The sequence below is a fragment of the Salipiger sp. HF18 genome, assembly GCF_011806505.1.
Classification (GTDB): domain Bacteria; phylum Pseudomonadota; class Alphaproteobacteria; order Rhodobacterales; family Rhodobacteraceae; genus Salipiger; species Salipiger thiooxidans.
This window is the reverse complement of the sequence record NZ_JAATOS010000089.1, coordinates 1-13098: the sequence shown is the minus strand read 5'-3', so window position 1 is coordinate 13098 and position 13098 is coordinate 1. Positions and strand designations below refer to the sequence as shown.

General features: G+C 69.1%; 16 protein-coding genes and 1 other RNA gene. 4 read left to right on the top strand and 13 right to left on the bottom strand.

All coding sequences use genetic code 11. The annotated features are described in order from the left end of the window. The coding region (locus tag HC022_RS10365) for an amidohydrolase family protein (protein WP_167452376.1) at window positions 1–520 on the top strand (520 nt) is incomplete at its 5' end. 18 nt (window positions 521–538) lie between these two features. On the opposite strand, the gene HC022_RS10360 is transcribed toward HC022_RS10365, so the two are convergent. The 5 genes from HC022_RS10360 to HC022_RS10340 form a co-directional block, all read right to left on the bottom strand. Further along, window positions 539–1072 carry a CAP domain-containing protein gene (locus HC022_RS10360; RefSeq protein WP_167452375.1) on the bottom strand — a complete coding sequence of 178 codons (534 nt, stop codon included), beginning with the start codon at window positions 1070–1072 and terminating at the stop codon, window positions 539–541. 111 nt (window positions 1073–1183) lie between these two features. Next, complete coding sequence (locus HC022_RS10355; RefSeq protein WP_254885041.1) at window positions 1184–1660, bottom strand: CAP domain-containing protein; 477 nt, start codon at window positions 1658–1660, stop codon at window positions 1184–1186. A 93-nt stretch (window positions 1661–1753) separates the two neighbouring features. Next, complete coding sequence (locus tag HC022_RS10350; protein WP_167452374.1) at window positions 1754–3088, bottom strand: 8-oxoguanine deaminase; 1335 nt, start codon at window positions 3086–3088, stop codon at window positions 1754–1756. An 84-nt stretch (window positions 3089–3172) separates the two neighbouring features. Continuing rightward, the gene (gene hisN, locus HC022_RS10345) at window positions 3173–3973 is read right to left on the bottom strand and encodes a histidinol-phosphatase (RefSeq protein WP_167452373.1); all 801 of its coding nucleotides are present in this window, start codon (window positions 3971–3973) and stop codon (window positions 3173–3175) included. Between the two features lie 54 nt (window positions 3974–4027). After that, window positions 4028–4399 (bottom strand): helix-turn-helix domain-containing protein, encoded by a 372-nt coding sequence (locus tag HC022_RS10340; protein WP_008884631.1) that lies wholly within the window; start codon window positions 4397–4399, stop codon window positions 4028–4030. Between the two features lie 306 nt (window positions 4400–4705). On the opposite strand from HC022_RS10340, the gene HC022_RS10335 reads away from it, so the two are divergent. After that, complete coding sequence (locus HC022_RS10335; RefSeq protein ID WP_167452372.1) at window positions 4706–5671, top strand: NADPH:quinone oxidoreductase family protein; 966 nt, start codon at window positions 4706–4708, stop codon at window positions 5669–5671. 25 nt (window positions 5672–5696) lie between these two features. Here the strand turns inward: HC022_RS10335 and HC022_RS10330 are convergent, their stop codons facing one another. Continuing rightward, window positions 5697–6569, bottom strand: a complete 873-nt coding sequence (locus HC022_RS10330) for a LysR family transcriptional regulator (RefSeq protein ID WP_167452371.1) — start codon at window positions 6567–6569, stop codon at window positions 5697–5699. A 125-nt stretch (window positions 6570–6694) separates the two neighbouring features. Between HC022_RS10330 and HC022_RS10325 the strand changes: the two genes are divergently transcribed. Both HC022_RS10325 and HC022_RS10320 read left to right on the top strand, forming a co-directional pair. Then, entirely contained in the window at window positions 6695–6925 is a 231-nt protein-coding gene (locus HC022_RS10325) for a DUF1127 domain-containing protein (protein WP_008883780.1), read from the top strand. A gap of 164 nt (window positions 6926–7089) precedes the next feature. After that, window positions 7090–7830 (top strand): Bax inhibitor-1/YccA family protein, encoded by a 741-nt coding sequence (locus tag HC022_RS10320; RefSeq protein WP_089955564.1) that lies wholly within the window; start codon window positions 7090–7092, stop codon window positions 7828–7830. Window positions 7831–7911: 81 nt separating this feature from the next. Here the strand turns inward: HC022_RS10320 and HC022_RS10315 are convergent, their stop codons facing one another. From HC022_RS10315 to HC022_RS10285, 7 genes are all read right to left on the bottom strand, one after another. Continuing rightward, complete coding sequence (locus HC022_RS10315; protein ID WP_167452370.1) at window positions 7912–8571, bottom strand: aminotransferase class IV family protein; 660 nt, start codon at window positions 8569–8571, stop codon at window positions 7912–7914. Then, entirely contained in the window at window positions 8532–9677 is a 1146-nt protein-coding gene (locus HC022_RS10310; RefSeq protein WP_167452369.1) for an aminodeoxychorismate synthase component I, read from the bottom strand. The genes HC022_RS10315 and HC022_RS10310 overlap by 40 nt, the downstream gene beginning before the upstream one ends. A 95-nt stretch (window positions 9678–9772) precedes the next feature. Then, window positions 9773–9940: a 50S ribosomal protein L33 gene (rpmG, locus tag HC022_RS10305; protein WP_008885060.1), complete on the bottom strand. Its 168-nt coding sequence runs from the start codon at window positions 9938–9940 to the stop codon at window positions 9773–9775. Window positions 9941–10055: 115 nt separating this feature from the next. Beyond that, an RNA gene (gene rnpB / locus HC022_RS10300) (RNase P RNA component class A) lies at window positions 10056–10462 on the bottom strand. 43 nt (window positions 10463–10505) lie between these two features. Next, window positions 10506–11216, bottom strand: a complete 711-nt coding sequence (locus HC022_RS10295; protein ID WP_167452368.1) for an alpha/beta fold hydrolase — start codon at window positions 11214–11216, stop codon at window positions 10506–10508. A 311-nt stretch (window positions 11217–11527) separates the two neighbouring features. Then, the gene (locus HC022_RS10290) at window positions 11528–12538 is read right to left on the bottom strand and encodes an ester cyclase (RefSeq protein ID WP_167452367.1); all 1011 of its coding nucleotides are present in this window, start codon (window positions 12536–12538) and stop codon (window positions 11528–11530) included. Between the two features lie 140 nt (window positions 12539–12678). Beyond that, window positions 12679–13098, bottom strand: a 420-nt coding sequence (locus tag HC022_RS10285) for a VOC family protein (protein ID WP_254885040.1), incomplete at its 5' end; no start/stop codon positions are given.

Below are 13098 nucleotides of genomic sequence, written 5' to 3'. Positions count from 1 at the left end.
GCTGGGTGCCGGTGGGCTCTGTGGCCATGCCATCCACCTCGAGCCGCGCGAACGCGACCGGCTGCGCGAGGTGGGGGCGGCGCTAGTGCATTGCCCGACCTCGAACACCTTCATCGGCTCGGGGCTCTTCGACATGGACGGGCTCACCAAGGAGGGTCAGGTCATCGGGCTTGCCACAGACACCGGCGGCGGCTCGTCCTTCTCGATGCTGCGCACGATGGCCGCAGCCTACGAGATCGCGCAGCTGCGCCACCGCCCGCTGCACGCCTCGGAACTTCTCTGGCTGGCGACGCAGGGCTCTGCCCGGGCGCTGCGGTGCGACGACCGCATCGGCAACCTCGCGCCCGGCATGGAGGCGGATTTCGTGGTGCTGGACCTCGCCTCGACGCCTGCCATCGCGCAACGCGTGGCGCAGGCAGACACCATCTGGGAGGCGGTCTTCCCGACCATCATGATGGGCGATGACCGCGCCGTCGCCTCGACCTGGGTGGCGGGACGCAAGGCCGCGCCGCTCGGCTGACGGCCTTGCGGCGGGCGCTTACTGCGAGCGGCCCACCATCAGCACCCAGTACTGACCCGAACGCGCCAGACCGTACTGGTCGACGTCGCGCAGCTGCAGGGTCTCGCGGTGGCTGGGCGAGTCGTCCCAGACCTGCATCACCGTCGGGAAGCCGCGCGCGGTCCAGGCGACGTTCTCGGCAATGCGGGCATAGCGGTAGCCCTCGGACCGCGCGCGGTCGCCGATGGAGCTGCCGTCCGAGCCGGTGTGGGTGACCTTGCCCATGCGCGCCACGTCGCGGGCGTGGCCCTGCGCGGCGGCGGTGAGCTTTTTGGATTTCCTCAGCTTCGAGAGCCCGTGCGCGGCGCGGTATTCGTTGAGCGCCGTGCCGGGATCGACATTGGCATCCGCCGGCGTACTGGCCGAGCCATACTGGTAGAAGAGCCCGTCGCTCTTGGTGCCGCTGCGGGCAGATGAACTGGCGGCGGGCGTCGCCGCGGCATCGCTCACGTCGACCTCGAGGCATCCCGCCAGCGGAAGGATCAACAGGGCGGCAAGGCTTGCGAGTTTCATGGCGTCTCCGGCGGTTTCAGTCTTTCGCAGATCGAACACCAGATAGCACGAGCTGCGCAAGTCACCAGACGCCTGGCCCTGCCACGGCGCGTTTCAGCCGAGGCGCGGCGCTCAGCGCCGGCGCGCAACCACCAGCGCGTAATAGTCGCCGTTTCGCGCCATGCCATAGTGCGTCACGTCCTTGATCAGCATGTTGCGGCGGTGCGACGGCGAGTTGATCCAGAGATCCATGACACGGTCCGGGCCGCGCCCGGTCTCGGCGATGTTCTCTGCCACGCGGCCAAAGCGGTAGCCCTGTTGCAGCACCCGGTCCGAGACCTCGCTGCCGTTCGAGCCGCGGTGCGTCATGCGGCCCATCCGCGCCATGTCGCGGGCGTGGGCCTCGGCGGCGGCCTGCAGTCGCGGCGAGCGCTGCAGCGCCTGGCGGCCGTTGGCGGTGCGGAAGTCGTTCAGCGACACGGCGGGGGCCGGGGCGGCGGCAAGCCGCAGGTTCCCCTGCGATTTCCCCTGCGATGCAACTTCGGGGGTCGAGGTCGATACGGCACATCCCGCGGCCATGAGGCCCGCGGCCAGCATCATCCAACGCATGGTTCGTCTCCTGGTCGTTCTGGTCCTGTCACCGCGCCTTGTCTTCCGGGCCTTTGCGGCGCGTTTCGGAAGATCGTGTGGCAAGGCGGTGCATTACTGCGATAGTTGTAGAGCTAACGTGTTTTGACGCGATATGGTTGCATCCAGATCGATCGTGGCGAGCAACCCGTCGCGCACCACCTGCCGTCCCTCGACGAACAGGTGCCGCACCCGCTGCGGTCCCGCGAGCAGCAGCGCGGCGCGGTCCCAGCTCCCGGCGCTGTCGATGCTGCTCACGTCCCAGAGCGCCAGATCGGCGCGCTTGCCCACCGTCACCTGCCCACAATCGTAGCGGCCGAGCACCTCGGCGCCGCCACGGGTCGCCAGCCGCAGCGCCTCGCGCGCGCTCATGGCATCGGCGCCGCGGGTCACACGCTGCAGCAGCATCGCCTGCCGGGCCTCGGCCACAAGGTTCGAGCCGTCGTTGCTGGCCGAGCCGTCCACCCCCAGCCCCACCGGCACGCCTGCGTCGATCATCGCCCGCACCGGCGCGATGCCCGAGCCCAGCCGGCAGTTGGAACAGGGACAATGGGCGACGCCGGTCCGGGTGTCGGCGAAGAGATCGATCTCGGCGCCATCGAGCTTCACGCAATGGGCGTGCCAGACGTCGGGGCCGGTCCAGCCCAGCTCTTCGGCGTATTGCCCCGGGCGACAGCCGAAGGTCGCGAGCGAATAGGCGATGTCCTCGTCGTTCTCGGCGAGGTGGGTGTGCATCATCACGCCCTTGTCGCGGGCCAGCAGCGCCGCGTCGCGCATCAGCTCGCGGGTCACCGAGAACGGCGAGCAGGGGGCGACGCCTATGCGCACCATGGCGCCCTCGCGCGGGTCGTGGAAGGCGTCGACGACGCGGATGCAGTCCTCGAGAATCGCCTCCTCGCGCTCGACCAGCGAATCCGGCGGCAGGCCGCCGTCGCTTTCGCCGATGCTCATGGCGCCGCGGGTGGCGTGGAAGCGCAGCCCGATCTCCTGCGCCGCGTCGATGGTGTCATCGAGCCGGGCGCCGTTGGGATAGAGGTAGAGGTGGTCCGAGGTCAGCGTGCAGCCCGAGAGCGCCAGTTCGGCCAGCCCTGTGAGGGCCGAGATCCGGATCTCCTCGGGGCCGAAACGCGCCCAGATCGGGTAGAGCGTCTTGAGCCAGCCGAAGAGCAGCGCGTCCTGCCCGCCCGGCACGGCGCGGGTCAGCGTCTGGTAGAGATGGTGGTGGGTGTTCACCAGCCCCGGCGTCACCACGCAGCGCGAGGCGTCGACCACCTCGCCCCCGGTCCGCAACCCGCGCCCGATGGCCGCGATCACGCCGTCGCGCAGCAGGATGTCCGTGCCCTCGAGCTCGCGCCCGTCGTCATCCATGGTGAGGATCGTCTGGGCGTTGCGGATCAGGGTTTCCGGCATGGCGGGCGCTCCGTCTGGGGTCGCCGAAAGCGTGGCCCGGCCCGCGCGGAATGAAAAGCCCCCGCGCGACGGGGCCGGCGGGTCTCAGCCGTTGAGCAGCCGCAGCGCCTCGGCATGCAGCGCCGGGTTGGCCGCCGCCAGAGCCCGTCCGCCGTTGTGCGCCGGGCCGCCCTCCCAGTCGGTGACCACGCCGCCCGCGGCCTCGATCACCGCGATGGGCGCCTGGATGTCGTAAGGATGCAGCCCCGCCTCGACCACGAGGTCGATCTGCCCCGCCGCGACCAGCGCGTAGGCGTAGCAATCCATGCCGTAGCGGGTCAGCCGCGCGGCGTCGCGCACCCGGCCAAAGGCCGAACGGTCGGCCTCGGTGCCGATCTCGGGGAAGGTGGTGAAGAGGATCGCCTCGTCAAGCCCGCGCGGCGCACGGGTTTTCAGGCCACGCGGTCCCAGCGGGCCGGTCATGTCGGCGCGCCCGAGCCCGCCGCAGAACCGTTCGCCGGTGTAGGGCTGGTCGATCACCCCGAGCCGCGGCCCGGTCTCGTCGGAAAGCGCGATCAGCACGCCCCAGGTGGGGGTGCCGGCAAGAAAGCCACGGGTGCCGTCGATGGGGTCGAGAACCCAGGTCAGGCCGCTGGTGCCAGCGGCGTTGCCGAATTCCTCGCCGAGGATGCCGTCCTGCGGCCGCATCTCGGCCAGCACGGCGCGCATCGCCTCTTCGGCGGCGCGGTCGGCGACGGTGACCGGGTCAAAGCCCTCGGCCAGCTTGTTCTCCGCATTCAATCCCGCAGACCGGAAGTGCGGAAGAATCGAAGCACGCGCGGCATCTGCCAGCGCGTGCGCCGTAGTCCAAAGCTCTTCAGAAAGCTTGTCCGAAAACTCGGCCATGGTGCCCGCCCGCTTGTTGATCCGAGGATCGCCTAGCGCAGCGGGCCGTCAGGCTCAAGCCACGTCGGACAGGACGCGCGCCAGTTCGAACAGGCGGCGACGCTGGTTTTCCGGAATCGCGTAATAGGAGCGCACCAGGTCCAGTGCTTCCTTGTCGCCGAGGATGTCGGACGGCATGGCAGCGGCGGAGACAGGGGCGTCCTGTTCGGTTTCGAGTCCTTCGAAGAAGAAGCTCACGGAGACGTCCAGGGCGTCGGCGATGTCCCAGAGACGGGAAGCACTGACGCGGTTTGCACCGGTTTCGTACTTCTGGATCTGCTGGAACTTGATCCCGACCTGTTCGGCAAGTTGCTGCTGAGTCATGCCCACCAGCCAGCGGCGGTGACGGATGCGTTTGCCAACATGGACGTCGACGGGATGCGTCATCGGTTGTTCCTTCTACCACACCCCTTTTGGGGGTGACTTCTTGTATATGTTATTGACAACGGCGACGCCTGAACAAATGCAGAACGCATACCTGTCACGAGTAAGCCCCAGCTCCCGGATGACGGGACGCTACATCGCGAGCACGCCGGAAATCAAGCTTTTTGCGCCCGGAGGCGTAGACACAGTTAACTGAATGCACTCACCGGTTGAAACAAACCACGGTAATTTAATAGCTTTTTTCGGATACTTGACTTTTCGCGACGTAGCGGCAAGCCCTTCACGAATATGTCACCCCGGAGGAGAACAATGCGCGCACTGCACCTTACGTCACATGAGTCGCCCCCCGCCCTGAGCGAACTGCCCGTGCCGCAGCCCGGACCGGGGCAGATCGGGGTGCGGATCGGGGCCTGTGGGCTGAATTTCGCCGATCTCCTGATGATGCAGGGCCGCTACCAGGACACCCCGCCCCTGCCCTTCACCCTCGGGATGGAGATCGCGGGCACCGTCGAGACCCTTGGCGAGGGCGTCACCGGGCTTGCCCGCGGCGACCGGGTCGCGGTCTACGGCGGCCGCGACGGGCTTGCAGAGTATGGCGTCTTCGATGCCACGCGCGCAGTGCGGATGCCCGAGAGCATGAGCCTCGAGGATGCCGCGGCCTTCCAGATCGCCTATGGCACCAGCCACCTCGCGCTCGACCACCGGGCGCGGCTGCAGCCGGGCGAGACGCTGCTGGTGCTGGGGGCCGCGGGCGGCGTCGGTCTGACCGCGGTCGAGATCGGCAAGCTGATGGGCGCCCGCGTCATCGCCTGTGCCCGCGGCGCCGAGAAGCTCGAGGTCGCGCGGGCGGCCGGGGCCGATCACCTGATCGACGCCCGCTCCCAGGACATCCGCGAGGCGGTGCTGGCGCTCGGCGGCGCCGACGTGGTCTATGACGCGGTGGGCGGCGACCAGTTCACCGCCGCCTTCCGCTCGGCGCGGCCCGAGGCGCGGATCCTGACCATCGGCTTCGCCAGCGGCGAGGTCCCGCAGATCAAGGCCAACCACCTTCTGGTGAAGAACCTGACGGTGATGGGGCTCTACTGGGGCGGCTACCTGAGCTTCCGGCCCGAGGCGCTGACCGGCTCGCTGGCGACGCTCTTCGGCTGGTACGCCGAGGGGCGGATCAAGCCGCACATCAGCCACGTGCTGCCGCTCGACCGGGCGATGGAGGGCATGGAACTGCTGCGCGCGCGCGCCTCCACCGGCAAGGTGGTCATCCGGATCCCGGGCTGACGCGCGCCGGTCCGGACCCGGCGCCCTACTGCGCGGCCATGTCGTTGCGGCCGCGCAGGGAGCAGAACTCGTTGCGCAGCATCTCGACCAGCGGCTCGACGATGCGCGGCCGGGCGCTGGCGGCGTAAAGGCAGATCTTCTGCATCCCCAGCTCCGGCAGCACCCCGTTCGGCACCAGCTCGAAATGCGCCGGCGCATGGCCCTCGAGGACCGGCGTCACCGCGAGATCGGCCGAGACCGAGACCTCGATGGTGCGGTCGCTCTCGGAATCCACGGACAGTTCCCAGTCGAACTGCTCGCGCTCCATCAGCGCGATGGCCACCGGGCGGAACCCGCAACGGCGCGAAAACGCGATGCGCAGCGGCCGGGTCTTCCACGCGGTGCCGTTGGGCGCGCCATACCAGCGCAGCGGCACGTCGAGCAGCCCCTCGCCGCCCTCGCCCGGCTCGGCCTCGGTGGTCAGGATCACGTCGACGGCGCCACGGGCGAACAGGTCCTTGAGCTCGGACGTATAGGAGCTGAGCAGCTGCAGCCGCACCCGCGGGAAATCGCGCTGCATCTTCTTCATGATACGCGGGATCACCGGGTAGACGATGTCATGCGGCACCCCGAGGACGATCTCGCCCTCCCAGTCGGTCATGGTGAGCCGGGAATAGATCTCGTCGTTGAGATCGACCATCCGGCGGGCATATTTCAGCAGCTGCTCGCCAGCAGGCGTGAGGCTCACGCCGCGACCGCTGCGGTCGAGCAGCGCCAGCCCCAGCATGTCCTCGAGCCGCTTGAGCTGCATCGAGACCGCCGACTGGGTAAGGTTGAGAAAGCCCGCCGCCCGGGTGACGCCGCCGGCATCGGCGACCGCGACGAAGGAACGGAGCGTGGTGATGTCGAGATTGCGCATGAATCGGATTTCGTGATGGAGGGCTTCAGGGATATTCGTTTTACAGATCGGTCGCTGGCCAGCATACCAATCACACAAGACGATGAAAACGAATATTTCCATCACGACCCGTGAAGGAGGCCATCATGCCCCGTGACACTGCACAGACCTGCGCCGCCCCCGTCGCGATCCGCCGCCCCCGTGGCGCACGCGCGCTGCTGACCCGGCTCCTCGATCTTCAGGCGCTCTGGCGCCAGCGCCGCCGGCTGGCCGAGCTGGACGACGCCGCGCTGCGCGACATGGGTCTCACCCGCTCGGAGGCGCTGCACGAGGCGCGCCGGCCGGTCTGGGACGCCCCCGCGCACTGGCGCAACTGACGCGTCCGGGGCGCCGCATCCCGCTGCGATCCCGCAACCCCGTGCAAGCGCGCACGAAAAGCGTCGGAATTGCGCTCTCGGCTTCTTGAATTGCCTCTTGGCTCTGCCAATATGGGAAAGGAAAGTGTATCATTTCCCCGTCGTTACACAGCTTGGAGGTATAGATGGCTCAATACAGAACAATCCGGACCGCCACCGGACCAACCAGCGCGGCCCAGATTGACGAGGGTCTGCGCGCCCACATGAACAAGGTCTACGGGACCATGTCCGTGGGGATGCTGCTGACTTTCGCGGTTGCCTGGGCCGTCGGCACTAGCCCCGAACTTCTCAGCGTCTTCCGCGACCCGGCAACGCTTCAGCCGAACATCCTGGGCTGGATCGTGATGTTCGCCCCGCTGATCATGGCCTTCGCCTTCGGAGCGGCGCTCAGCCGCATCTCCGCCGCGGGCGCACAGCTGTTCTTCTTCGCCTTCGCGGCGGTGATGGGCCTGTCGCTGAGCTGGATCTTCGTGGCCTTCACCGGCTTCTCGATCGCGCAGGTGTTCCTTGTGACCGCCATCGCCTTTGCCGGCCTGTCGCTCTGGGGTTACACCACCAAGAAGGACATCTCCGGCTGGGGGTCGTTCCTGATCATGGGCGTGATCGGCATTCTCGTGGCGTCGATCATCAACATCTTCCTCGGCTCGCCGGCGATCTACTTCGCCATCTCGATCCTGGGTGTGCTGATCTTCGCGGGCCTCACCGCCTACGACACGCAGAAAATCAAGAACACCTACCTGCAGCATGCGGCGCATGGTGACAGCGAGTGGCTCGGCAAGGCCGCCATCATGGGCGCGCTGAACCTCTACCTCGACTTCATCAACATGTTCATGTTCCTGCTGCAGCTGCTTGGCAACCGCGAGTAAGAACACCCGGCCTTCCGGCCAGCATGTCAGGCCCCGCCCCACCGGCGGGGCCTTTTTCATGGCAGCGCGACGCCCTCGGCGTCAAGGCAGCGCGACGCCCTCGGCCAGCGCCGCCCGGCGCAGACCGCGCAGCGAGTTGCCGATCCAGATCGCCTCGGCCCCTGCCAGATCCCGGGGCGTGAGCACCGCTTCGCAGACCTCGCCCGAGCGCAGCAGGCTCTCGCGCAGCACCCCCGGCAGCAGCCCGCAGCCAAGCGCAGGCGTCACCAGACGCCCGCCGAGAGTGAGGAAGAGGTTGGTGTAGGCGCCCTCGCAGAGCTCTCCCCTGGTGTTGAGGAACAGCACCTCGTCCACGCCTGCGGGCTTCTCGCGCAGGGTCCGGTCATAGAGCGCGCGCCGCGTGGTCTTGATCCGCAGGAACGGGTCCTCGGGGTCGAGCCGCTCGGGCGAGACCTCCAGCACCGCGGGCGCAACGGCACCGCCCGCGAAGGGCTGGTGCGTGATCTCGACGTCGCCATCCCGCCCGATCGTCATGCGCAGCCGCACCGGACTCGGCTCATCAAGCCCGGCCAGCGCCTCGGACACCGCCGTCCCGTCCCAGACGAAGCCCAGGACAGCGCAGGTCCGCTCGGCCCGCGCAAGGTGCAGCGCGCCGCGCTGGAGGCCCTCACCGGGCCGCCAGAGCATGGTCTCGATGATCCTCAGCCCGGGATCAGCCCGGTCGCGAAGCGTGCTTTCCACAGCGCCTCCTGATATTCCGCGTCACAATCGCTGTCATGCACGATGCCACCGCCGACGCCCATCAGCGCCTCGCCCGGGCCGGTGACGGTCAGCGTCCGAATCGCCACATTGAACTGCGCCCGCCCGTCCGGAGCCATCCAGCCGATGGCACCGCAATAGGCCCCACGCTCCCAGCGTTCGAGCGCGTGGATCGCCCGCATCGCGGCGATCTTGGGCGCGCCGGTGATCGAGCCGCAGGGGAAGAGCGCGCCCAGAAGCTCGGGCAGCGCCGGCGCGTCCGAGAGCCGCGCCTCGACCTGCGACACCATCTGGTGCACCGTCTCGTAGGTCTCGACCCGCAGCAGGTCCGGCACGCGCACCGAGCCCACGCGCGAGATCCGCGCGAGGTCGTTGCGCATCAGGTCGACGATCATGATGTTCTCGGCGCGGTTCTTTGGATCGCGCGCCAGAGCGTCACGAAGGGCCATATCGGTCTCGGGCGTGTCGCCACGGGGGGCCGTGCCCTTCATCGGCGCGACGGTGATGGCGCCATCCCCGGCCAGCGCAAAGAAGAGTTCCGGCGAGCGCGACAGCACCACATGCCCGCCCAGCGACAGCGCCGCCCCATGGCCCACCGGCTGCAGCGCCCGCATCGCGCCCCAGAGCGCCAGCGGCGTGCCTCCGAACCGCAGCGCGACGGGCATGGTGAGGTTGACCTGATAGAGGTCCCCCCGCGCGATCATGCGCTTGATCTCGTGAAATCTCTCGGCGTAGGCGGCGCGGTCCCAGAGCGGTGTCGCAGAGCGCATCTCCGCCCTGCCCTCGCCCGCCTCGCGCAGCAGGGGCGCAGCGTCCCGGGGTCCGTCGAAGATACCGAAGCAGAGCAGCGGGCCGGTCACGCCCTGCAGCAGGGCCTCCAGCGCGGGTTCCAGCGCGACACCAAGCTCGTAGGCGGCAAAACCGGCGATCCAGTGCCCGGCCCGGCGGGCGGCTTCGAGCCGCGCCAGCGCCGCGCGGGCGCTCTCGGCGTCAGAGGCGGTGAGGGTCTCCAGCGCACCGTCGAACAGCGCAGGACGGCCCCCGGGGCCTGCCTCGACCAGCACGCCGCTGAACCCTGCTGCCGGCATCGCGCCTCCCCGTCTCGCCCCAGCGCATACGACAAGAGACCGCACAGGTAGGGGCCCGCGCGGTCTCTGTCACTGTCCCTCTTACGAGGTAAGGCTTATTTGATCTTGCCTTCTTTGTATTCGACGTGCTTCCGCGCGACCGGGTCGTACTTACGCACGGTCATCTTCTCGGTCATGGTGCGGGCATTTTTCTTGGTCACGTAGAAGTGGCCCGTGCCTGCGGACGAGTTCAGGCGGATCTTGATGGTGGTCGGCTTCGCCATGGTTCTTCTCCTGCGACGGGCAAGCGCGCACAGATGCACGCGCCCCGTGAAATCCTTGAAGCCCGCCTTTTACCGATGCGCGCGCCCGAGTCAACCGGGTTCGCGGCGGAAAATTCTGCGTGGAGGGCCTGTAAGCCGGATTCTGTCCAGGGCGGGTCTCCCCACCCCTGTGCGACCATTCCTCTAGGCCCGCGATTGCCCGCGGGCTCGTGCTGCCAACCCGGACGTCTCGGGCCGAAGCAGCCCTGCGGCGATATCCCCGAAGAGATCATGCCCCGCGCGAAGTCCCTATTTGGCATTGCTCCCGGTGGGGCTTGCCATGCGGGTCCGGTTGCCCGTCCCCCGGTGGGCTCTTACCCCACCGTTTCACCCTTGCTCCGGCGAACCGGAGCGGTCTGTTCTCTGTGGCGCTCTCCGTCAGGTTGCCCTGCCCGGGCGTTACCCGGCACCGGCGCTTCGGCGAGTCCGGACTTTCCTCTCCCGACAGGTCACCCCGCCGGCAGCGGCCGCCCGGCCCTCCACGCGTGCCCCACATAGGCGCCCGTCCGGGGCACGTCAATGCGGCTCAGCGCGGGAGCATGGGCGCCTGCAGCCAGCCACGGATGGCGTCGCTCACCGCGTCGGGCGCCTCGAGCGGCGGCAGGTGGCCCGCGTCCTCGATCACCTCGAGCCGCGCGCCGGGGATCAGCTCGGCGAGGAAGGCGTGGCGCTTGACCGGCAGGGTGATGTCATGGGCACCGCAGAGCACGGTGACCGGCACCCGCAGCTTGCGCAGGGCGCTCTGCTGGTCGCGGCGGCGCTGCAGGACGCGGATCTGGCGGGTGAAGACCTCGACGCCAAGCCCCTCGGCCATCTCGTCGACCATGGCCTGGATCTCCATGCGGAACGGCCCCGGCGCAAGGCTGTCGACCGGCCGCAGCGCCCGCACCGCCTCGCGCAGGCGGCCGGTGCGGGCCTTGATGATCAGCGGATCGAGCTCGGCCGCCTGCTGCGGCGTCTCGGCCAGCGGCGTGGTGCTGATGAGCATGAGCCGCGCCACCCGGTCGGGCGCCCGGCGCTGCAGCTCCATGGCGACCATGCCGCCAAGTCCCAGCCCCGCCAGCGCGAAACGCCGCGGCAGCACGTCGAGCAGCGCCGAGGCCACTTCCTCGACCCGTTCACCACTGCTCACGGGCGCGACGGTGACCGCGATCTCGCGGGACAGATCCGCGATCTGCGGCCCGAAGAGCCGCGCGTCGCACATGAGATCGGGCAGCAGAACCAGCGGTTCAGCCATGCCGTCCCAAGCCGTGCCAACGCCGCCCCTGCGCGGAGACCGCCATACCCTGCCCCGTTATCATGTGTTGCCTCGACTGCGAATCTATCAGGTCGTTCGGCGAGGAAAAGGCGGAAAGCTCCGCGCGGCGGCCCTCCGCCCACCCGCTCACGCGAGGGTGATCACAAGCGCGCTGCCGACCGCACATCATGTGCCCTGCACCGACCAAAACGCGCCGCCCCCGGCTTCATCTTGTCCCTAAACTCCACGGGGGTCCGGGGGTGTGAAACCCCCGGTCCTGCCCTGACCAGACGCACAGCGCCGACACCACCTCACTCCGCCGCCAACACCCCCTCGGGCCGCGCCGACGACACCCCTGCGGAGATCTGCATCCAGACCGCCGCCTCGTCGTAGAGCGTCCATTCCCGGCGCAGCCCGTCGGGGCCGAATTCGGCGTGGCTGATGCCCATGACATGCACCCGAGCGCCCGACGGGGCCCCGAACACGCCCCAGCCCGCGTGGCGCCCGTCGAGCGACCAGCGCAGCGCGGCGCGGGGCGGCATGAGGCGGTCTTCGCGGCCGATGACGTGTTGAATGGTGAATCGGGCGTCCGGGAAGGCCGCGCGCAGACCGAACCAGAAACGCTCGGCGCCGCCCGCGCCTTCGTCGAGGACCCCGCCCGGATAGGCCAGCCGCGCGGCGGGATCGTATTGCGCGGCGATTTCCGAGAACCCCATGCCCATCACCCGCTCGAGCAGCGCGGCGAAGGCGAGGCCCCACTGGTTGCCGTTGCCCTGCCCGGTGTAGGGTCCGGGCTGGTCCTGTGCCGGGCGGAACGGGCCGTCGCCCGTCTCGGCCCCGATCCGCTCCGCCGCCCAGCGGCGCGGGCAGAGCCCGAGCTGGCGCAGGATGGCGCCGCTGTCGCGCACGGCCCAAAGCTCGCAGAGCCGCCCGTCCTTGGCATAGATGTCCGCCAGCACCCGGAACCGCAGCCGCCGCCGCGAGGGCTCGCCGAAGACCCCGCCGCCCGTGTGGCTGCCACTCAGATGCAAACGCTGCGCCCCGAGCATTCCAACCCGTGGCGTGCCCGAGCAGATCACGTCCTCGGTCCGGGCAGAGATGTCCGGCAGGGCCGCCAGCAGCTCGAGCGCCTCGCCCCGCAGCGCCTCGGCGCCGTAGCCCATGCCGAGCGCCTGGCGATGGATGAGCTGCGGGTGGCAGAGCGCGCCGAGCTCGGCATCAAGCGCGCGGCGGTTCCAGAGCGTACCCGCCACGCCGCGCAGGAACTCTGGGTAGTCGTGATCGCCGGTGTCGCGCCCGGCCTGCGCCTGCCTGACCTGCATGGCCTCTCCCCGCGCCCCGCGCCGGGGCGGCACGGGGGAACGGCCACGAGACTGGCGCGTCATGGTTAGGAAATCGTTGAAGCCGACATGTGGCGCCCACCGGCGCCGACGCCACGGGCCGCCATCGCCTTCAAGAAGGTTCAGCCCCGGCCGTCAATCAGTGAGCAGTGAGCAGTGAGCAGTGAGCAGTGAGCAGTGAGCAGTGAGCAGTGAGCAGGCTCAGTCCAGACGTGGCCCTCGGGGTCGGCGAAATAGCCGTGGTAGCCGCCCCAGAACTCCTCCGGCGCGGGCTTCAGGATCGTCGCCCCGGCCGCCTCGGCGCGGGAGAGCAGGTCCTCGACCTCGGCCCGGCTGCGCAGGTTGTGGGCGAGCGTCAGACCGCCGTGGCCCAGCGTCTCGACCGGCACGCCAATGTCCTTGGCCAGTTCCTCAAGCCCGAAGAGCCCCAAGGTCTGGCCGAGCAGGTCATAGGCAATGACCCCCTCGGGCCCCGGCGCGCGCTGCCAGCCGAGCGCGTCGTAGAATGCCGCGGCGCGGGCCTTGTCGCGCACGCCGAGCGT